The sequence below is a fragment of the Paraburkholderia sp. 31.1 genome, from assembly GCF_014397645.1.
GTDB lineage: Bacteria > Pseudomonadota > Gammaproteobacteria > Burkholderiales > Burkholderiaceae > Paraburkholderia > Paraburkholderia tuberum.
The window spans coordinates 133,831-152,267 of record NZ_VZQN01000006.1; the positions used below are offsets into that span (position 1 = coordinate 133,831).

Annotated in this window: 18 protein-coding genes; 6 read left to right on the plus strand and 12 right to left on the minus strand. The window is 63.6% G+C overall.

Annotated elements, in window-relative coordinates; genetic code table 11:
* Nucleotides 1–6: 6 nt before the first annotated feature.
* On the plus strand, nt 7–756 hold the full coding sequence (locus F6X37_RS05870; protein WP_187610635.1) for a class I SAM-dependent methyltransferase: 750 nt from the start codon (nt 7–9) through the stop codon (nt 754–756).
* Entirely contained in the window at nt 753–1,127 is a 375-nt protein-coding gene (locus F6X37_RS05875) for a GtrA family protein (RefSeq protein WP_184061561.1), read from the plus strand. The genes F6X37_RS05870 and F6X37_RS05875 overlap by 4 nt, the downstream gene beginning before the upstream one ends.
* 23 nt (nt 1,128–1,150) lie before the next feature.
* Here F6X37_RS05875 and F6X37_RS05880 read toward each other — a convergent pair whose 3' ends face one another.
* The 4 genes from F6X37_RS05880 to F6X37_RS05895 all read right to left on the minus strand — a co-directional run bounded on the left by F6X37_RS05880 (nt 1,151) and on the right by F6X37_RS05895 (nt 5,382).
* A complete protein-coding gene (locus F6X37_RS05880) occupies nt 1,151–2,386 on the minus strand; it encodes a YbfB/YjiJ family MFS transporter (protein ID WP_187610636.1) in 1,236 nt (411 codons plus the stop codon).
* 78 nt (nt 2,387–2,464) lie between these two features.
* Nucleotides 2,465–3,328 carry a MurR/RpiR family transcriptional regulator gene (locus tag F6X37_RS05885; protein WP_187610637.1) on the minus strand — a complete coding sequence of 288 codons (864 nt, stop codon included), beginning with the start codon at nt 3,326–3,328 and terminating at the stop codon, nt 2,465–2,467.
* Between the two features lie 94 nt (nt 3,329–3,422).
* Nucleotides 3,423–4,505, minus strand: coding sequence for an ABC transporter ATP-binding protein (locus F6X37_RS05890; protein WP_184072779.1), 1,083 nt, complete (start codon nt 4,503–4,505; stop codon nt 3,423–3,425).
* A gap of 79 nt (nt 4,506–4,584) precedes the next feature.
* The gene (locus F6X37_RS05895) at nt 4,585–5,382 is read right to left on the minus strand and encodes an SDR family oxidoreductase (protein WP_187610638.1); all 798 of its coding nucleotides are present in this window, start codon (nt 5,380–5,382) and stop codon (nt 4,585–4,587) included.
* 320 nt (nt 5,383–5,702) lie between these two features.
* Between F6X37_RS05895 and F6X37_RS05900 the strand changes: the two genes are divergently transcribed.
* The 3 genes from F6X37_RS05900 to F6X37_RS05910 all read left to right on the plus strand — a co-directional run bounded on the left by F6X37_RS05900 (nt 5,703) and on the right by F6X37_RS05910 (nt 8,848).
* Nucleotides 5,703–6,935: an ABC transporter substrate-binding protein gene (locus F6X37_RS05900; RefSeq protein WP_187610639.1), complete on the plus strand. Its 1,233-nt coding sequence runs from the start codon at nt 5,703–5,705 to the stop codon at nt 6,933–6,935.
* Nucleotides 6,936–7,109: 174 nt separating this feature from the next.
* The gene (locus F6X37_RS05905) at nt 7,110–8,000 is read left to right on the plus strand and encodes a carbohydrate ABC transporter permease (RefSeq protein WP_090807639.1); all 891 of its coding nucleotides are present in this window, start codon (nt 7,110–7,112) and stop codon (nt 7,998–8,000) included.
* Entirely contained in the window at nt 7,997–8,848 is an 852-nt protein-coding gene (locus F6X37_RS05910; protein WP_090807642.1) for a carbohydrate ABC transporter permease, read from the plus strand. Before F6X37_RS05905 ends, F6X37_RS05910 begins: the two co-directional genes overlap by 4 nt.
* A gap of 51 nt (nt 8,849–8,899) precedes the next feature.
* Here F6X37_RS05910 and F6X37_RS05915 read toward each other — a convergent pair whose 3' ends face one another.
* Nucleotides 8,900–9,193 carry a DUF1330 domain-containing protein gene (locus F6X37_RS05915; RefSeq protein ID WP_018423759.1) on the minus strand — a complete coding sequence of 98 codons (294 nt, stop codon included), beginning with the start codon at nt 9,191–9,193 and terminating at the stop codon, nt 8,900–8,902.
* 279 nt (nt 9,194–9,472) lie between these two features.
* On the opposite strand from F6X37_RS05915, the gene F6X37_RS05920 reads away from it, so the two are divergent.
* Nucleotides 9,473–10,624: a peptidyl-alpha-hydroxyglycine alpha-amidating lyase family protein gene (locus tag F6X37_RS05920; protein WP_187610640.1), complete on the plus strand. Its 1,152-nt coding sequence runs from the start codon at nt 9,473–9,475 to the stop codon at nt 10,622–10,624.
* 66 nt (nt 10,625–10,690) lie between these two features.
* Here F6X37_RS05920 and F6X37_RS05925 read toward each other — a convergent pair whose 3' ends face one another.
* From F6X37_RS05925 to F6X37_RS05955, 7 genes are all read right to left on the minus strand, one after another.
* On the minus strand, nt 10,691–11,131 hold the full coding sequence (locus F6X37_RS05925) for a hypothetical protein (protein ID WP_184040128.1): 441 nt from the start codon (nt 11,129–11,131) through the stop codon (nt 10,691–10,693).
* Between the two features lie 203 nt (nt 11,132–11,334).
* On the minus strand, nt 11,335–13,041 hold the full coding sequence (locus F6X37_RS05930) for a fibronectin type III domain-containing protein (protein WP_187610641.1): 1,707 nt from the start codon (nt 13,039–13,041) through the stop codon (nt 11,335–11,337).
* Between the two features lie 231 nt (nt 13,042–13,272).
* A complete protein-coding gene (locus F6X37_RS05935) occupies nt 13,273–13,497 on the minus strand; it encodes a hypothetical protein (RefSeq protein WP_184072767.1) in 225 nt (74 codons plus the stop codon).
* Nucleotides 13,498–13,612: 115 nt separating this feature from the next.
* Nucleotides 13,613–14,035, minus strand: a complete 423-nt coding sequence (locus F6X37_RS05940; protein ID WP_184061546.1) for a hypothetical protein — start codon at nt 14,033–14,035, stop codon at nt 13,613–13,615.
* Nucleotides 14,036–14,064: 29 nt separating this feature from the next.
* Nucleotides 14,065–16,014, minus strand: coding sequence for a putative bifunctional diguanylate cyclase/phosphodiesterase (locus F6X37_RS05945; protein WP_187610642.1), 1,950 nt, complete (start codon nt 16,012–16,014; stop codon nt 14,065–14,067).
* Nucleotides 16,015–16,345: 331 nt separating this feature from the next.
* Nucleotides 16,346–17,287, minus strand: a complete 942-nt coding sequence (locus F6X37_RS05950) for an ABC transporter substrate-binding protein (protein ID WP_187610643.1) — start codon at nt 17,285–17,287, stop codon at nt 16,346–16,348.
* 117 nt (nt 17,288–17,404) lie between these two features.
* Nucleotides 17,405–18,433 carry an ABC transporter permease gene (locus F6X37_RS05955; RefSeq protein WP_187610644.1) on the minus strand — a complete coding sequence of 343 codons (1,029 nt, stop codon included), beginning with the start codon at nt 18,431–18,433 and terminating at the stop codon, nt 17,405–17,407.
* Nucleotides 18,434–18,437 lie beyond the last annotated feature (4 nt).

The following is an 18,437-nucleotide window of genomic DNA, read 5'->3' on the forward strand; positions in this document are numbered from 1 at the left end:
TCCACCATGTCTCCCGATGCCTACCTGGAAATGGCCGAGACCGAAGCTGGGCACTGGTGGTTTCGCGCGCGGCGCGACGTGCTGCGCACGCTGCTCGAACGGCTCGCGTTACCGCGTCGCGCAAGCGTGCTCGAAGTGGGCTCCGGCACCGGCGGCAACCTCGACATGCTGGCCGGCTTCGGCGCCGTCAGCGGCCTCGAGATGGACCCGACCGCTCGGGCGCTGAGCGCGCGCAAGACCGGCAACCAGTTCGACATCCGCGCGGGCCACTGCCCCGACGAAGTGCCATTCAACGGCGAACGCTTCGACCTGATCTGTTTCTTCGACTGCCTCGAACACATCGCCGACGACGCCGGCTCGCTCGCGCGCATGCGCGACCTGCTGACGCCGGGAGGCCGCATCATCGTGACGGTGCCAGCCGGACAAAGTCTCTGGAGTGCTCACGATGTTTTCCTGCACCACTACCGCCGCTATAGCCGCGGCTCGCTGATGCGCTGCGCGGCCGTGGCCGGCTACGAAGTCGAACGCATCAGCTATTTCAACACGCTGCTGTATCCGGTCGCGGTGGCCGCGCGCTGGGCCGACCGGCTGCTGCGTCGCAAGCATTCCAGCGGCGACGCGATTCCGCCGTGGCTGCTCAACGCGGCGCTGTACCGCATCTTCAGCGCCGAGCGCCACTGGCTCGCGCATGCGCCGCTGCCTTATGGCGTATCGCTGTTCGCGATCCTGCGCAAGCGCGAGGGAGCGTCGCGATGATGCCGGTCGAACGGGTCAGGCTGATGCGCTTTGGCGCGAGCGGCGTCATTGCGACCGGCCTGCATGTATGCATTGCGCTGACGCTGATCGCGGACGCCGGCATGTCGCCGCCGTGGGCCAACGCGATCGCGTTCACCTGGGCGACGGCGGCCTCTTATCTTTTGAACACGTTCTGGAGTTTTTCTGCGCTGCCTGCGTTGCTGAACGCTGGGCGGTTCGTGGTCGTGTCGCTGGGCGGTCTGACGTCGACCGCACTCGTAGCGCACCTGACGCAGCTTGCGGGCGGGCCGCCCGCGCTCGGTATCGCGCTAGTCGTGTGCGTGGTGCCGCCGCTCACGTTCGTCGCGCATCGGTGCTGGACGTATCGCTGAATACGAAGCACGCACAAGGCGACTCACGGCGCGCGCAACGCCTTCTGACACGCCGCGAGTACCGCGCCGGCCGCCAGCAGCAGCGCCGAATACACGAGCCCGCGCGCGAGCCCGGCGCCATCCGACACCCAGCCGATCACGACCGGCCCGACGATCTGCCCGAACGCGAACACGATCGTGAAGGCGCTGATGCCCTTCGCCCAGTGGCTCGCGGGCAGATTGTGGCGCACGAACGCGGTCGTCGACGTGACCGCCGACAGGAACGTGGCGCCGAACAGCGCGCCCGAAACGAACGCGACCCACGGCTGCGTGAAGAGCGCGGGCAGCAGCGTCGCGATCGCCAGCAGCGCGTTGAGCAGGGCGAGCGCCTGGCCGCCGCGCATGCGATCGAGCAGCGTCGACCAGATCCGCGCCGACACCACGGTCGCCGCGCCGAGCAGTAGATAGAAACCGGTGACGACCGCCGCGCTCATGCCGGCGTTGCGCAGCAGCGCGACGATGAACGTCATGTAGCCGATATAGCCGACGCCGAACAGTCCGTAGCCCGCGAGCGCGGCCGCGAAGTGCGGCCAGCCCGGGGCGGGAGTGGCGGCGGCTGCATGCGCCGCAGCCGCCGCGCTCGGGTACGCGCGCTCGATCCTGCGCGACGCGCCGATCGCGACCGCGGCGAACAGCGCGCAGGCCGCCGCGAGCGCGAACCACGCGAATTGCCAGCCGTGGGCGGCATCAAGGATCGCCACCGGCACCAGCACCGACGACGCGACGATCCCCCAGCCGGTGCCGCCGTAATACAGACCGAGCACGAGTCCCGCGTCGCGCGGTCGCGCCGACGCGAGCCGCACCGCAAGCACGCCGCCGCCGATGAAGATCGCCGCGCTGCTCGCACCGGTGATCACGCGCAGCGTCAGCAGCGCATGCGTGCTGGCGGTGAGGCCGCTGCCGGCCATCAGCAGCGCGGTCAGCACGCAACCGGCCGCGAACAGCGCGCCGGCCGACCAGCGGCGCGCGAGGCGCGGAAACACGAGCGCGCCGAGCAGATAGCCGAGCGCGTTGGCGGTGTTCATCGCGCCGGCCTGCGCGAAGCTCCAGCCGAGGTCGAGTTTCATCGACGGCAACAGCAGCGCGTACGCGAAGCGCGCGAAGCCGAGCGCTGACGCGCTGCCGAGCGATAGCGCGGCGGCCAGCAGCAGGGTCGGCACACGTTCGGCGGTGGTCGTTGATGGGGCGTGCGATGCGGTGTCGGCGGAACGGGAGGACATGGGCGGACGGACGTAAACGGGAACGCTGCGAGCCGATTCTACCTGGAGCGACGACGAAAGTCGCGCAATGTGCGCGGCTTACCCGCCCGCCCCTTCCGGCTCATGCGGCATGAGCCGCGCCTTCGCGTGGCGCATCTTTTCCAGCGTCTCGGGCCCGGCCTTCAGCGCGACGCCGATCGCGAGCGCATCCATGATGCACAGATGCACGAGCCGCGACACGCCCGGCGTGTTCGGATCGATCGGGCTCGCCACGCGCAGCAGCAGCGGAATATCGACGAGCCATGCGAGTCGCGAGCCGACGTTGGTCAGCGCGATCGTCGTCGCGCCGCGCTCCTTCGCGATCTGGATGCTTTCATTCACTTCGACGCTGCGCCCCGAATGCGAGATCGCAAACGCGACGTCGCCCGGCTCCATCAGACCCGCGTATAGACGCTGCAAATGACCATCGGTAAACGCGGCCGCCGCGATGTCGATGCGCAAAAAACGCAGCGCCGCGTCCTGCGCGACGAGCCCCGAGCCTGAGCCCACGCCGAAGAAAAACACGCGCCGGGCGCTCGAAAGCGCCGCGATCGCGCTTTCGACCACGGCAGGATCGAGCGCGCCGCGCGCATGCGTGATGCCGTCGATCGCCGCTTCGCCGACCTTGTCCATCAAGGTCTGCACGTCGTCGTCGCGCGCGACCGCGGTCGATGCATACGGCAGCCCGCCCGCGACGCTCTGCGCAAGCTGCATCTTGAAGTCGCGCAGACCGTGCGCACCGATCGCGCGGCAAAAACGCGTGACGGAAGGCTCGGATACTTCGGCGCGCTGCGCGAGTTCGGTGATGCTCGCGCGCATCGCGAAGTCGACGTCGGCGAGCACCATGTCGGCGACCTTGCGCTCGGCGGGCCGCAGACTCGCGAGTGCGTTGCGGATGTGGGGAATCAAGTTCGGTGCGGACACCCGGTGTTCCTTAGGGGCTGTTTCATATGGATCCGCGTCGCTCGCAGCTTGTTCGGCTTGAATCGGCCTGATCAAAGTTCAAGCCGCACGCGGTTCAGACCAGCCTGCGTCCACTCTCCGTATCGAACAGATGGATGTGTTCGGCCGGCAGACGCAGCGCGACACGCTGACCGGGCTCGATCTTCGAGCGCTCGCGCGTGGTCACGCACCACGAAGCGCCGCCTATTTTCCCGTACAGGTGCGTTTCGGCGCCAGTTGGCTCGATCACTTCGACGTCGAGCGCGGCATCCGGTATCTGCGTCGTGATCTCGACGTGCTCGGGCCGCACGCCGAGCGTGGCCTTCGCACCGACCACGGCCGACGCAGGCGTGCGTTCGAGCGCGACCTCGCTGCCGTCCGCGAGCTTCAACGCGAGGCCCGCACCCTGCGTGCGATTGACGATCACGCCCTCGGCGAAATTCATCGAGGGCGAGCCGAGGAAGCTCGCGACGAACAGATTCGCCGGCCGGTCATAGAGTTCGAGCGGACGGCCGATCTGCTCGATACGTCCCGCGTTCATCACGACGATGCGATCGGCCATCGTCATCGCTTCGATCTGGTCGTGGGTGACGTAGATCACGGTGTTCTTCAAGCGCTGATGCAGGGCCTTGATTTCGGTGCGCATCTGCACGCGCAGCTTTGCGTCGAGATTCGACAGCGGTTCGTCGAACAGGAACAGCGACGGCTCGCGCACCACCGCGCGGCCCATCGCCACGCGTTGCCGCTGACCGCCCGACAATGCGCGCGGCAAGCGGTCCAGATAGTCACTGAGGTTCAGCATCTTCGCGGCCGCATCGATGCGCGGCTTGAATTTCTCCGAGGATTCCTTGCGGATTCTCGGACCGAACGCGATGTTTTCATACACCGACAGATGCGGATACAGCGCGTAGCTCTGGAACACCATCGAGATGTTGCGCTGCTGCGGCGCGAGCGTATTCGCGCGCGTGCCGCCGATCATCAGATCGCCGCCGCTGATTTCCTCGAGCCCGGCCACCATCCGCATCAGCGTGCTCTTGCCGCAGCCCGACGGACCAACCAGCACGACGAACTCGCCGTCGTCGATGTCGAGATCGATGCCGTGCACGACCTGGGTGTCGCCATAGCGTTTGAAGATGCCGCTCAGTTGCACTGCTGCCATGCTGTCCTCATTGTCTTGCTGTGTGTTGTATTGCCGATGTTGTATTGCCGGTGCCGTAGTGCACGCGCCCGCGCGCGGCTCAGAACGACTCGAGCGTCAGCTCCTGCGCCATCAGGCGGTTGCCCGCCATCAAGCCGCCGTCGACCGGCAACGCGACGCCGGTGATCACGCGCGCTTGCGGCGATGCGAGGAACAGCACCGCATCGGCGATGTCGTCGGGCGTCGCGAAGTCGCGCAACGGGTACCACTTCTTCAGTTCCTCGAACACCTGCGGATTCTTCTCGACACGCGCCTGCCACGCCTGCGTCTTCACAGTGCCCGGACACACGATGTTCGCGCGAATGCCAAAGCGGCCCAGCTCGAGCGCGAGCGCCTTCGTATAGCTGATCAGGCCGGCCTTCGCGGCGCTATATGCCGGATGACCGAGCGCGGCGAGACCGTTCACCGAGCCGATCAGCACGAGCGCGCCGCGCTGCCGTTCGATCATCGACGCGCGCACCGCCTCCACCGTGTGATACGTGCCGTTCAGATTCAGATGGATGTCGCGCTGCCAGCTTGCGGCGTCGGTGGTCGCGAGCGACGCGCCGAGCGCCGCGCCCGCGTTCGCGACCAGTACGTCGACCGGTCCACGCTGCGCGACCGCCGCGGCCACCGCGTGCTGCACCGCAGCGGCGTCGCCGAGATCGACCGCGACCGGCACGACCCGGTCCGCGCCCTGTTGCGCGCCCTGTTGCGCGCCGAGTCGCGCGCTCAACGATTGCAGCGCGGTCGCGTCGATGTCGAGCGCGAGCACGGTGTCACCCGCCTCGACGAAGCGCTCGCATAACACGCTGCCAATACCGCCGCATGCGCCCGTTACCAATACGACACGATCCATGTGTTCCTCGCTCGTTGGCCTGGCCGTTTCGGCCGTCTTGCCGGCGCCGGCCGCAACCCGGCTCGCGCTACGCGCAACGCTGTAAATTTCCTACATATCCCACCCGCGACGACTGCCGGCCATCCCGAAGAGTGGGTTTCCATCTCCCGTCGCGCCGTGCAGAATACCCCATGCTTTACAGCATCTTATGCACAAAACAGCCCGAGAAAAAATATCGCAGACCCTACGTGACAAGCTATTTTGCGTCATGTAGGATTTTTTCAAACAATTTACCCAAGGCGGCCGGCGACGGCAGCAAACCACCCACAGGAGAGAGAAAAATGTCGTTGCATGCCCGTGCTTCCCTCGCGCTAGGCAAAGTCGCCGTGGCGCTCGCGTTTGCAGGTATCGCCGCCTCGGCTCATGCCGAGACGGTCCGCGTGACGGTCGCTCACTACAGCGACGCGACCGCGCCGTACTTCGAGAAAATGGCCCGCAACTTCGAGAAGGCCAATCCCGGCACGACCATCAAGATCGAAGACGTGAACTGGGACACGCTGCAACAGAAGCTGCAAACGGACATCTCCGGCGGCGCCAACGCGGACCTCGCGATCGTCGGCACGCGCTGGCTGCTCGACTTCGTGAAGGACGACGTCGCCGAGCCGCTCGACGGCTATATGGACGCGAACTTCAAGGCCCGCTTCATCGGTCCGTTCCTGGCGCCTGGCCAGATCAACGGCAAGACCTACGGCCTGCCGATCGCCGCTTCCGCGCGCGCGCTGTACTACAACAAGGATCTGCTCGCGAAGGTCGGCTACCCCGACGGCCCGAAGACCTGGAATGAAGTGATCGATGCATCGAAGAAGCTGAAGGCGCAAGGCATCGCCGGCTTCGGTCTGCAAGGCAAGGAAATCGAAACCGACGTCTACTTTTACTACGCGCTGTGGACGATGGGCGGAGAAGTGGTCGGCAAGGACGGCAAGGCCGCGTTCAATTCGCCGGCGGGCGTGAAGGCCGCGACGATGTACAAGCAGATGATCGACCAGGGACTCACGCAACCGGGCGTCACCGGCTATAGCCGCGAAGACGTGCAGAACCTGTTCAAGCAGGGCCGCGTCGCGATGGTGATCTCCGCGCCGTTCCTCGCCAAGCAGCTCAAGAAGGAAGCGCCGAACCTGAAGTACGGCATCGATCCGGTGCCGATGGGCACGACGCACGCCACCTACGCGGTCACCGACTCGATCGTGATGTTCAAGAACTCGAAGGTGAAGAAGACCGCGTGGAAGTTCCTCGACTATCTGTTCACGAAGGAACCGCGCGTCGAGTTCACGACGACCGAAGGCTTCCTGCCGACCACGAAGGCCGAAGCGGCGGACCCGGCGTTCAACGATCCGGACATCAAGGCATTCGTCGCGCTGCTGCCCACGGCTCACTTCGCGCCGACCGTGACCGGCTGGGAAGACACCGCGAAGGCCGTGACCGACGCGATGCAGGCGATCTACCTGAACAAGGCGCAACCGGCGGAAGCGTTGAATGCGGCCGCTGCGCAGGCGAACAAGTCGCTCGGTCACTGATACGCGGCTTTTGACAGTAACGAGACGAACAGGGGACGCGCGGCGCCGTAGCTCACGCGCCGCGCGTTGCGCCGCGCCACTCCCACATTCGAGCCTATGCAGCACGATGCACCCTCCGGCCCATTCCGTCGTGCCCGCCGCCAGAGAGCGGGCGCGTCTTACGATCGAGCACGCATGAGCCGTTCCGTTTCTTCGCGCGCGCAGGCGCCCTGGTTGCTGATTGCGCCGAGCCTCGTGCTCGCGCTGTTCATCATCAGCTATCCGATTTTCAACATCGTGTGGCAATCGCTGCATGAGGTATCGCGCTTCGGCGCGATCCGCGACTTCACCGGCGCGCAGAACTTCATCAACGTGTTTCAGGACCCGGTGTTTCTCGATTCGGTACGCCGCACGATCATCTGGACCGTGTGCGTGGTGGGCGGCACGGTGCTGATCTCGGTACCTGTCGCACTGATTCTGAATCAGGACTTTCACGGTCGCGGCGTGGCGCGCACGATCGTGATGCTGCCGTGGTCCGTCTCTTTGACGATGACCGCCGTCGTCTGGCGCTGGGCCTTCAACGACGACTACGGCATGGTCAATGTCACGCTGCAGCGGCTCGGCCTGATCGGCGGGCCGATTCACTGGCTCGCGACGCCCGAGTTCGCGTTCCCCGTCGAAATCGCGGTCGGCATTCTGGTGTCGATTCCGTTCACGGTGACGATTTTTCTTGGCGGCCTGTCTTCGGTGCCAAGCGATATCTATGAAGCCGCGCGTATCGACGGCGCGAGCGCCTGGCAGCAGTTCCGTCAATTGACGATGCCGCTGCTGCGCCCGTTCATCAACATGGCGATCCTGCTGAACGTGATCTACGTGTTCAACTCGTTTCCGATCATCTGGGTGATGACGCAAGGCGGCCCCGACAACAGCACGCACATCCTCGTCACTTACCTGTACGAACTCGGCTTCCGGCTCGGACGGCCCGGCGAAGCGGCCGCCGTTTCGCTGATCATGCTCGTGATGCTGTTCGTGTTCTCGATCGCTTATCTGCGTCTGCAACGCGCGAAAGAAGGAGTGCCATCATGAGTCTGAGCGCGAAGACGAAACGCTCGCTGTGGTGCTGGATCGCCCTGACGCCGCTCGTGATCGTCATACTGTTTCCGTTCGCGGTGATGTTCTTCACCGCGGTCAAACCGGCCTCGGAGATCTTCGTCTATCCGGCGCGCTGGCTGCCGGTGCAGTGGCAGTGGCGCAATTTCATCGACATGTGGGACGCGGCCAACTTCGGCGTCGCGCTGCGCAACAGCACGATCATCAGTTTCCTGTCCACCGCGCTCGCACTCGCGGTGTGCCTGCCCGCCGCTTACGCGCTCGCGCGCTTCCCATTTCGCGGACGCGGCCTGTATCGGCAGTTCCTGCTCGTCACGCAGATGCTGTCGCCGATCCTGCTGGTGGTCGGCCTATTCCGGCTCGCGGCGATGATTCCGTGGGGCGACGGCAACCTGGTCGATTCGAGGATCGGCGTGATCGTGTCGTACGCGGCGTTCAATATCGCGTTCGCGGTGTGGATGCTGTCGTCGTACTTTCAGACCGTGCCGCAGGATCTCGAGGAATCCGCGTGGCTCGAAGGCTGCAGCCGCACGCGCGCGGTGTTCAAGGTGTTTCTGCCGCTCGCGGTGCCGGCGATCGTCGTGACCGCCATCTTCACGTTCATCAATGCGTGGAACGAGTTCGCGGTCGTCTATACGCTGATCCGCTCGCCGGAAAACAAGACGCTGACCGTGCAGGTGACCGATATGGTCGCGGGCAAGTACGTGGTCGAATGGCATCTGGTGATGGCCGCGACCTTGTGCGCGACGTTGCCGGTTTCGATCGTGTTTGCGTGGTTGCAGCGTTATATGGTGAAGGGGCTCGCGCTCGGCGCGGTGAAGTGAGTGACTGCGCGGCACTTACTTGCCGCGCAGTGTTCGCTTGCGGGTCGTGCGTCAGTCGGTGCCGCGCACGATGCGCAGATCGCGTTCGACGCCATCGCCCAATGCGGCCAGCGCCTTCTTGTACTCCTCGCTTTCGTAAGCGGCGACGGCCGCCTCGTACGTCGGGAACTCGATCACGACCGTGCGCTCCTTGAGGCCCTGCTCGCGCGCCTCGTCCGCCACGCCTCGCACGAGGAACTTGCCGCCCGCCGCCGCCACCGCGGCCGGGGCCAGTTGCGCGTATGCGGCCAGTTTCTGCGGATCGTTCGTCTTGCGGTACGACGACACCCAATAACCTTTGCTCATTCGAATCTCCTTGTGTGATGGACCAACGCGGGACTAAAGCGGACCTAAGCAGTCGCGGTCTTACATAGTAGCAAAGCGGGCTGGCTCGCGATGCCGAGCGGTACCGCGCCGCCGCGCGCCGCGCGCCGCGACTTGGACAGCATCTGCCACCACCAGCACGTGATCGCGCATAACGGGAAGTGTCTCTTTCAGCATCGCCAAAACGATTTAGCCATTAAACGTTTTGTGCACTAGGCTTGCCTTTGCACACTTCAAGCGATGGACCAAAGGAGACAATGAATGAGCGAGCGATACGAGTCGTTTTGTGCATGCTGCGGCGGTCCCGACCACCGGGCGATGAGCCGACGGACTTTCATGAGCCTGCTTGCGGGTAGCGCCGCCGGACTCGCCATGCCGCTGGCGTTCGCCGCGGACACACCCGCCGTGCCCACGATTGCTTATGACTCGATTGCCAACCCCGTACGTTTGCCGAACGACAGGTACTTCGGTGAATGCTCGGGCGTCGCGCTCAATTCGCATGGCCATATCTTCGTGCTGTCGCGCGGCAACACCACCGGCCCCGCATATGGCGCGGCCGCCGCGCAACTGCTCGAGTTCGCGCCCGATGGACGCTTCGTGCGCGAGATCGGCCACAACCTGTATGCGTGGTCATTCGCGCACACGGTGAAGGTGGACCGGCACGACAACATCTGGGTCACCGACAAGGGCTCGGACATGGTGATCAAGTTCACGCCGGAAGGACGCGTCGCGATGGTGTTCGGCCGCAAGCAGGAAGCATCGGACGAGGAGACGGCGCCGCTCAAGCATCCGAATCCACCGCTGCCGTCCGAACCCGGACGCTTTCGCCAGGTGACCGACGTCGCGTGGGACAAGGCGGGCAACACCTATATCAGCGACGGATACATCAATTCGCGCGTCGCGAAGGTCGATCGCGACGGCAACTGGCTGAAGTCATGGGGCGATCGCGGCACGGGACCGGGGCAGTTCCATACGCCGCATAGCATCGCGGTGGATGCGCACGACCACGTTTATGTGGCCGATCGCAGCAACCGGCGCATCCAGGTGTTCGATACCGAGGGCACGTTCCTGCGCCAGTTCACGATCGACGTACCGGTGCCGCCGGACGCGCGCCCCGCGATCGGCAACATGCCGAGCGAAGCGGACCTCGCCGCGGGCACGTTCGCGCCGGGCTCGCCCTGGGCGATCTGCATCTCGCCGGGACCGAATCAGGTGCTCTATAGCGCCGACGCGTTTCCGGGCCGCATCTACAAGATGACGCTCGACGGCAAAGTGCTCGGCGTACTAGGCAAAGCGGGCAAACAGCCGAAGCAGTTCGGCTGGATTCACGAGATGGCGTGTCCTTCGGAAAACGTATTATTCGTTGCCGAGTTGCTGAACTGGCGTATTCAGAAACTGGTTCTGCATGCGTGATGGACGAGGGCCGCCGCGTTCGTCTGTGATGCAGACGCGGACCGGCCCTGTCGATGTCAAGCCGTCTCAGTCGTAACGACGATGCTTGTGATGGTGCTTGCCCGATTGGTAGCCGCGCGAGTAGTCGTTGGCATACGAGTTCGAGCGCGAGATGTTGCCGCCGAGCGCCGAACCCGCGCCGCCGCCGAGCGCGGCGCCGACCAGGCCGCCGGTGCGGCCGCCCATCGCGTTGCCGGCCGCGGTGCCCGCCCCGCCACCGAGCGCGCCGCCAATGATCGCGCCGGTACGTTCGCGACGATTCGACGTGACCGCGCCGCCCGCCCCGCCGCCCACCGCGCCGCCGATCACCGCGCCGGTGCTGCCGCCCACCGCGCCGCCGACTGCCGCGCCAGCGACGCCACCGAGCGCGCCACCGAGCATGTTGTTCATATCACCGGCGAGTGCCGGCAACGACGCCGCGGCGCTCAATGCAGCCACGGCAACCATCTGAATGATTTTCTTCGACATATCGGGTCTTTGTTTTAGTGAGACGGCGCCGAGTATAGCGGGGCTTTCGAAAGGCCTTTGTAACCACGACAGTCCGTGGCGGTAAGACGTGTAACAAAATGAATGGGGCATTGTTCTTTGCGGTGACCGTGAAAAAACAAGGGCCGCTCGTGATGAGCGGCCCCTGAAAATTGAATGCCGATCAGTGAATCGAATCTATCCTTCTACCCGCGCCGCTTCTTCTTCAATTCGATCGTCTCGAACAGATCATATTCCGGTGTCGGCGTCTGATCCGCGCCCGGCGCGTGGTAGTAGTTCATCGTGATCGTGGTGTCGCCGCCGCGCTGCCCCGGATCGTAGTCGAACACCGCGATGCCGTAACCGGTGCCGGTGTCGCGTTGGGCGGACCAGATCGCGTCTTCGACCGCGTCGGCGCTCGCGCGCACGAACGTGCCCGCGGTCGTCGACGGCACCGGGCGATTCGGCTTCGTGAAGATGCGCGCCTGCGGCAGGCCTGTGCCGGCATCGACGCCGTACACGTCGAGCGGCGCGCTCGTGCCGCCGCCGCCGAGAATCAGGTGGATCGTGCCGTGGCTCGTATCGAACGTCGACGCACCCGCCGATACCGCCGACATGATCGGCTTGGGCTGCAACGTATCGACCGGGTGCCCCGTCGCGATGTCGGTGCCCTTGTTGTGATTGCAACCGCGCACCGGATAGCTGCGCTCGTAGTCGTGATCGTGACCGCACAGCACGAGGTCCACACCATAGCGATCGAACAGCGGCAGCCACGCTTCGCGAATGCCCTTGTCGGAACCATTGCCGGTCTTCGACGAGCTGAGCGCGTCCTGATGCATCTGCACGATGATCCAGTCCACGTCGTTATCGTGCGATGCATGCTGCAGCACTTTTTCGAGCCAGCGTGTCTGCTCGCCATTGCTATAGCCGCGCACGTACAGCGACGTGCCCGCCGGAATCGGCGGATTGCCGGTACTCGCGACCGGCGTCAGCGGCGCGGGCCCGGCGACGAAAGCGGCGGCATCCTGATAGACGACGTCGTCCGCATCGAGCGAAATGAACAGCACCGAGCCGACGCGGAAGCTGTACCAGCGGCCCGGGAAACGCGTGTGATTATCGGGCAGCACGTAGCGCGACAGATACGACGCAAGGCCCTGCTCGCCGTTGTTGAATTCGAGCTCGTGATTGCCGGGACACGGCATCCACGGCCGGTTCGACGCCGACGTCTGCGCGTTGTTGCCGAAGTCGCGCCACACCTCGGGCTGCTGCGTCGGATTCAGATTCGCATAGCAGAGGTCACCGTTCAGCAGATGGAAGAGCGGCTGAAAGCGCTCGACGGCCGCCACCGCGAAGCGGCTTTGCGGCGACGACAGCACCCAGTTCGTATTCGGCGTCGCGAGATCGCCGTAGCTCGTCCAGCGAAACGGCGCGCGGCCGCGCGGCGCAGTACGAAAACTCGCGGTGAAGGGTTGCGCTGCATTGCCGTCGTTATCGGCCGTCACTTCGTACTGATAGCTCGTGTCGGCCTTCAACTCGCGCACGCGCGCGTGATAGTTGAATACGACCTCGCCGTTGAGGCCGTCGGTGTACGTGCTTTGCACCGCGTGCACCGTATGTTTCGCGTGGTCCCCGTTATTGGCGCCGCTTATGCGCACCTGCGGATTGACCGCGGGCGCGAGCGACGACCACGACACGGTAATTTCGCTCGTCGGGTCGCTGCCCCAGGTCAGATGGATCTGTTCGGGCGTGCCATCGGGTGTGCCGCTATTGGCGCCGCGCGCGGTCGATGCGAGCGCGCCCGCCGCCGTCGCGAGACTCGATGCGCCGGCGAACTTCAGAAAGCCGCGACGCGAGACGATCGATGCGCCGTGCTCATCGGCAGGCGTTGTCTTGACGATTTTTCTGTTCGACATGTCCGGTATGGTTGTTCAGGTGGAAGAATGCCAGCGCAAAACAACGCCCCGCGGGGCGAGCGCGGACGGAAAGTGACGGACGATCGTAGCCGGACGGCGATGACAGCCCGATGAAAGATCGGGCGAATAGCGGAAGGAGGGTTCGATATCGAAAGGCCTATAAAAACAGATTGCCGGTGCAGCGCGTGATTCGATCGCGCGCATGCAACCGGCAATCCGCTTGACGTCCGTTCAGGTCTGGGAGCTTGTATCGTCCGCGGCCTGAGCGTTGTCGGCGTCGTCCTGCTTCTCTTCTTCTTTCTTTTCCACCAGCGATTCCAGCTTTCCAGCGCCTTCGAAACCGGCGATAGCGGCCACGCCTTTGGTCAGCAGACCCGCTTCGGGATCGACTTTCTCCGCGGCTTCAACGGCGGCAACCGCACCGGCAATCTTGCCCACTTCGTCCAGAAGTCCCATGTCGTGCTCCCACAAAAATAAGTGAAATTGCATCGTCTCACGAACTTCGCGGCATGTCCTCAAATGTTAAACCGCTTGACCATGAAGCTTTCGGACTGAAATTTAAGCGGCTGCCTCACACGCGCGCGGGCGGCTGCGGATTGTTTCCGGGATTCGTGTCGTACCGTGACACGCGAACAATACCGTTCGCGTCGATCAGCTTCGACAAGCCGGCCTCGAGAGCATCGGCGACGTCCTTGTCATACACTTCGTCGCCATTCACATGGAGCGTGAACGACTGCAGGTACTTCGCTTTCTTCTCCGGGTTCTCGATGGTTTGCCGTGTCCATTGATAAAGCGGGTAGTTCTCGATGCCCATTCTCTGCGCTTCGCTCACGTAGTCCGCGAATGCATCGAACTGGCATTTGAGCGTTGCGTGATGCGTTTGCAAAATGGCACGTAGCGCTGGATGCGCGGCGCACGAAGGGTCCGCGCGCAGCGAGTTGGCGAGTTCCATCGACGCGGTGATTCGCAGTTGAAATTGCAAGGGAGACGACATCACGACCTCGATCGCATCGGTAACGGATATCAAAAGTCCGCAGGCGCGGCCTTGTCGGCGACACGCGCGTCGAGCACCGCTTCGCACTGCTCGATTTCTTCGTTGCACATCGGCTTGCCGAGCAGATAACCCTGCGCATGCGTGCAACCGCATACGCGCACGAAATTGAGCTGCTCCTGGGTTTCGATGCCCTCGGCCGTGGTCGGCATGCCGATCTCGCGCGCCAGCGCGACGATGCCGCGCACCACGGCCGCCGATTCGCGCCGATGCACGGACTCGCGGACGAACGAACTGTCGATCTTCAGCTTGTCGAACGAGAAGCGCACGAGCGTGGACATCGTCGAAAAGCCGGTGCCGAAGTCGTCGAGCGCCAGCCCGATACCCAATGCGCGCAATCTGGTGATATTGCGGCGAGTCACTTCGTCGTCGTTCAGCAGTGCCGTTTCCGTGACCTCGAGGTTGAGCCGCGTCGGCGGCAGCCTCGTTTTCCGAAGTATTGCCGTCACCGTCGATGCGAACGATTCCTCGCGCAATTGCACCGGCGATACATTGACCGCGACGATCACCTTGTCGCGCCACGCCGACGCCGCCATGCACGATTGCAGCAGCACCCATTCACCCAACGCGAGGACCAGGCCGGTGCGCTCGGCGGTCGGAATGAACGCGGACGGCGACAACTCGCCGCGCGTCGGATGGGCCCAGCGAATCAGCGCCTCGCGGCCCGCTACCGCGCCGGTATGCAGATCGATGATCGGCTGATACTCCATGCGCAAACCATTGAACGACTTCAGCGCGCCTTCGAGGTCGCTGCGCAGCAGGCTCAGGCTTTCGTCGGATACGTGCTTCTCGGCATCGAAAATCGCGAACGCGCTTTTGCCGCTGCGCTTGACGCCGTACAACGCGCGGTCCGCGCAGACCAGCAATTGCGGACCCGTTTTCGCATGTTCAGGATAGAGCGCGATGCCGACGCTCGCGCCGATATGCACGAGCGCTTCGCTCAACACGAACGGCCGAGCCAGCGTTCTGACGATGCGATCGGCCAGCACGCGCACGTCGCGAAGCTGCCCGGCGTCGTCCGAAATCGCGACGAACTCGTCGCCCGCCAGGCGGCCAACGTGGTCGCCGCTCGGCAGCAGATCGCGCAAACGGGAGGCCGCTTCCTGCAGAATCTGGTCGCCGGCGGCATGACCGAGACTGTCGTTGATCGCCTTGAAGCCGTCGAGGTCGATCAGCAGCACCGCGAACGCCTCGCCCTGCCGCGTCGAACTCTCGCCGGTGCGTTCGATCAGCAGCTCGTTGATACGCGCGCGATTCGGCAAACCGGTCAGGCTATCCTGGCGCGCGAGGCGATGACTGTTTTCCCGCGCGAGCAGCAACGCAACGGTGTCGCGATTACTGCGCAGCGCGACCGTGAAGAAGCCGGCCGCGCAAAACGGAGCCTGAAACAGCAGCACGAGCTTGCCATTGCCCGGCGACATCGCCGCGCCGACACTTAGAAAGCTGAGAATAAAAACGATCTGCAATAACGCAAGCCGCGGCGTGCCCGCATTGCGTCCGGACAATCCGCCGATCACACCGACCGCACAGACGTTTCCAAGCAGAAAAAGCGTGGGACTTCCGCTGATATTGCACAGGAATGTGCCAAACCCGAATAACGCGCTCCACAACAGACTCGCGAAAATAAACGCGGAAGTCGGCGTGGGCAGCCCAAGGGCTGCCCGCGTGCGGCATAACCAGATCAGCGTGAGCCGCGCGATCAGCAATGCGACGACCGCAATACCCCACGCGGCATATAGAGGAATCGGATAAAGATAATACGCGGTTGCGCATACGCTGATTTCGCAAATCGACGCGAAAACGATCGATGCGGTTCGCGTGAACAGGTTGGCAAGCAGAATCTGCCGGTTGTCCGGACTCAGGTTCTGGGCCGAGGACACGACCCACCTGGAAAATGGAGACCTTGGTTCGGTAAAAGCCATGACCTGCGCATTCGACGGTGGGTGGGTCCGAATCGGCATGCGAATGGACGGCTCGTGCAGCGATTACATCAACATAAAGTATCAGATTAATGCATGCAATGGTGTGAAATGACCGGCAGCCGTGGATCAAAAGCACTGCATGAGCGCGAATCCCGACTTGCTCGATGGAGTACGAGCGTTCGGATTACATGTTGTTGCGGCGCAACGGACCGCTCGATATAGCGCGATTCCGAAGTTGCGGAACGGCAATAAAAAAAGAGGAAGATCGTGGCTCTCCCTCTTTGATGATTGTCGCAGCCTCGGCTTCCCGAGTCGCGATCGCCGGCCTCGCTTAGTCGTACAGCACGGCTGCGATCTTCGGATCGTTCATGTTGGTCTTGTCGTACCAGTAAAAACCGGTGTCGATCTTCTTCGGCAGCTTCTCGCCGTGCAGCGCCTTGACCGCCGAGTCGACCGTGCATTTGCCGATACCGACCGGATTCTGCGTAATCGCGCCGGCCATCAAGCCCGACATGATGTTCTCCTTCTGCTCCTTGCCGGAGTCGAAGCCGATCAGCACGAGTTTCTTGCCCGATTCCTTGACGCCGATCGCCGCGCCTTCCGCGGAACCTTCGTTTGCACCGAAGATACCCTTCAGGTTCGGATTCGCCTGGATCATGGTCTTGGCGATTTCCGCGGACTTCAGGTGATCGCCGGCGCCGTATTGCACGGACACGATCTTGATGTTCGGATGCTTCGACTTGATCTGATTGACGAAACCGTCGCGGCGATCGACACCGGTGCGGCTCGTCTGGTCGTGCACGATCACGCCGACTTCGCCGGAATTGCCGATCAGCGCGGCCATCTTGTCGGCGGCGAGCGCGGCGGCGGCGACGTTGTCCGTCGAGCAGGTCGTCACCGGAATATCGCTGTCGACGCCCGAGTCGAATGCAATCACCGGAATCTTTTCGTTCTGGGCGCGCTTGAGCAAGGGGATGGCCGCCTTACTGTCGAGCGCCGCGATGCCGAGCGCCTGCGGCTTCTTCGCGAGCGCGGCCGACAGCATGTCGATCTGCTTATCGACCATCGCTTCCGTTTCCGGTCCCTCGAACGTGATCCTGACGTTGTTCGCTTTCGCGGACTGCTCGGCGCCCGATTTGACGGCTTGCCAGAACTGATGCTGGAAGCCTTTCGAAATAAGCGGAATATACGGCTCGTCCGCATACGCGAGACTACTTCCGCCGACGAGCGCACCGACACCGACCACGATACCGATCAGTCTTCTCTTCAACATGGGGCCTCCTCCAATGGTTGGGCTATCAAGCCGCTATCGAGCTTTCGAGGGAGCCTTCACGTGCCCTCTCTCTCCTGCTCCTGCGTTCCCTGCTTATTTGCTGCTTCTGCTCCTGCGTCAACTTCTCCGGCTGCGCCGCAGGATGTCCGCATACACCGCCAGAATGATGATCAAACCGGTCACGACGATCTGCCACTCCTGCGCGACCGACATGATGCGCAGTCCGTTGGTCAGCACGCTCATGATGAAAGCGCCGATGATGGTGCCGAGTATCGTTCCCGAACCGCCGCTCAACGACGTGCCGCCGATCACGACCGCCGCGATCGCATCGAGCTCGTAGCCTTGACCGAGCGCCGGCTGCGCCGAATTGAGCCGCGACGCGATCAGCAGACCCGCGATGCCGCAGATCGCGCCGCCTACGCCGTAAATCGCGATCTTCCAGCGATCGACATTGACGCCCGAGAGCCGCACCGCTTCCTCATTGCTGCCGAGTGCGAACGTATAGCGGCCGAGCGCGGTGCGATTGAGCGTAATAGAGCTGACGATCGCGAGAAAGAACAGGATCAGTACCGCATTCGGAATCGGCACGCCCGGCAGGAAATAGCCGATCAGCGAGTCCTGGGAAATACGGTAGAAGTTCTCGGTATCGGTGAAATAGATCGGCTTGTCCGCCGACACGACGAGTGAAAGACCTTTGAGCAGCATCATCATGCCGAGCGTCGCGATGAATGGCGGGATCTTCATTTTGGCGGTCAGCGTGCCCGATACCGTGCCGCATACCGCGCCCGTCGCGAGTGCCGCGAGCACGCCCATCCACATCGGCAGATGCCAGTACGTGAGAAACACGCCGCAAATCACGGCGGTAAATGTCATCAACGTACCGACCGACAGATCGATGCCGCCCGTAATGATCACGAACGTGGCGGCGATCGCCAGCACGCCGTTCACAGCTGTCGCCTGAAAAATGCCGAGGATGTTGTCCATCTGCATGAAGGACGGCGACGCGAAACTGAAGAACACCAGCAGCAGGATGAGGCTCGCGAACGCGAGCATCTTTTGCACGGCGGTCGGCGCGAAAATTCGGGCTTTCAGCCCGGAAGTGCGCCTTTCGTTGTCCAGCGCCGCGGTATCCGTTCGCAATGTCATGTCG

What these genes read in the sequence shown, in the direction of transcription:
- F6X37_RS05870 (WP_187610635.1), top strand. Translation starts at nt 7, where the DNA reads ATGTCTCCCGATGCCTACCTGGAAATGGCCGAGACCGAAGCTGGGCAC.
- F6X37_RS05875 (WP_184061561.1), top strand. Translation starts at nt 753, where the DNA reads ATGATGCCGGTCGAACGGGTCAGGCTGATGCGCTTTGGCGCGAGCGGC.
- F6X37_RS05880 (WP_187610636.1), bottom strand. Translation starts at nt 2,386, where the DNA reads ATGTCCTCCCGTTCCGCCGACACCGCATCGCACGCCCCATCAACGACC.
- F6X37_RS05890 (WP_184072779.1), bottom strand. Translation starts at nt 4,505, where the DNA reads ATGGCAGCAGTGCAACTGAGCGGCATCTTCAAACGCTATGGCGACACC.
- F6X37_RS05895 (WP_187610638.1), bottom strand. Translation starts at nt 5,382, where the DNA reads ATGGATCGTGTCGTATTGGTAACGGGCGCATGCGGCGGTATTGGCAGC.
- F6X37_RS05900 (WP_187610639.1), top strand. Translation starts at nt 5,703, where the DNA reads ATGTCGTTGCATGCCCGTGCTTCCCTCGCGCTAGGCAAAGTCGCCGTG.
- F6X37_RS05905 (WP_090807639.1), top strand. Translation starts at nt 7,110, where the DNA reads ATGAGCCGTTCCGTTTCTTCGCGCGCGCAGGCGCCCTGGTTGCTGATT.
- F6X37_RS05910 (WP_090807642.1), top strand. Translation starts at nt 7,997, where the DNA reads ATGAGTCTGAGCGCGAAGACGAAACGCTCGCTGTGGTGCTGGATCGCC.
- F6X37_RS05915 (WP_018423759.1), bottom strand. Translation starts at nt 9,193, where the DNA reads ATGAGCAAAGGTTATTGGGTGTCGTCGTACCGCAAGACGAACGATCCG.
- F6X37_RS05920 (WP_187610640.1), top strand. Translation starts at nt 9,473, where the DNA reads ATGAGCGAGCGATACGAGTCGTTTTGTGCATGCTGCGGCGGTCCCGAC.
- F6X37_RS05925 (WP_184040128.1), bottom strand. Translation starts at nt 11,131, where the DNA reads ATGTCGAAGAAAATCATTCAGATGGTTGCCGTGGCTGCATTGAGCGCC.
- F6X37_RS05930 (WP_187610641.1), bottom strand. Translation starts at nt 13,041, where the DNA reads ATGTCGAACAGAAAAATCGTCAAGACAACGCCTGCCGATGAGCACGGC.
- F6X37_RS05935 (WP_184072767.1), bottom strand. Translation starts at nt 13,497, where the DNA reads ATGGGACTTCTGGACGAAGTGGGCAAGATTGCCGGTGCGGTTGCCGCC.
- F6X37_RS05940 (WP_184061546.1), bottom strand. Translation starts at nt 14,035, where the DNA reads ATGTCGTCTCCCTTGCAATTTCAACTGCGAATCACCGCGTCGATGGAA.
- F6X37_RS05945 (WP_187610642.1), bottom strand. Translation starts at nt 16,014, where the DNA reads ATGGCTTTTACCGAACCAAGGTCTCCATTTTCCAGGTGGGTCGTGTCC.
- F6X37_RS05950 (WP_187610643.1), bottom strand. Translation starts at nt 17,287, where the DNA reads ATGTTGAAGAGAAGACTGATCGGTATCGTGGTCGGTGTCGGTGCGCTC.
- F6X37_RS05955 (WP_187610644.1), bottom strand. Translation starts at nt 18,433, where the DNA reads ATGACATTGCGAACGGATACCGCGGCGCTGGACAACGAAAGGCGCACT.